The organism is Halolamina salina (assembly GCF_042678005.1).
GTDB classification, from domain to species: domain Archaea; phylum Halobacteriota; class Halobacteria; order Halobacteriales; family Haloferacaceae; genus Halolamina; species Halolamina salina.
The window spans coordinates 1-535 of the sequence record NZ_JBHUDH010000170.1 but is presented as its reverse complement, the minus strand read 5'-3'; the positions used below and the strand labels follow the sequence as shown (position 1 = coordinate 535).

Sequence of the window (535 nt, the reverse complement as noted above, 5' to 3'; positions counted from 1 at the left end):
CGGCACCTGATCTGAGTACTGTCCGACGTGTCAGAAATTTGTTGTTCTCTGTCATGTGTTGTATTTCAACCACTTGGTAGGGTTGATACCCAGTAATTTGTATCAGGTATGATAAGCCTTTCGTTCAAGAATATCGTATTCACTAATGTATTATTGTTTTAATATGTTGGTTGGAGTTTTCTTTATTGAAGAATGTTTCTAAATGGAACAGGTAATATTGAACGGTACTAAATTCGTTCCCTCCCTGGCAACAGACCCGTTAGTTCAGGGCCGCCCCAACTCGACTTTCGCTTCCGCCGCGAACAATACTCTACTTTGGTCGATCGATAGAAACGATCCCGATCGGGACAATAACCCCTGCGAAGAGTGCAACCAGTGCGAAGAACCCGAGGGACGTGATTCCATCAACGATCGCATCGAGTGCGAACAACACTGGCACACCCCACTGGACTCCGATTGCGAGCGAACGCAGCGATCCTGGCGATTTAGCCGCCGATCCCTGCGCGAGGATCTGGCCGTAAACGATTACGACGAT

At 47.7% G+C, this 535-nt stretch carries 1 protein-coding gene; it reads right to left on the bottom strand.

Annotated features, from left to right (window positions below; all coding sequences use genetic code 11):
• Nucleotides 1-310: 310 nt before the first annotated feature.
• Nucleotides 311-535: hypothetical protein (locus tag ACFR9S_RS13340; RefSeq protein WP_379818867.1), on the bottom strand; the 225-nt coding region annotated here is incomplete at its 5' end.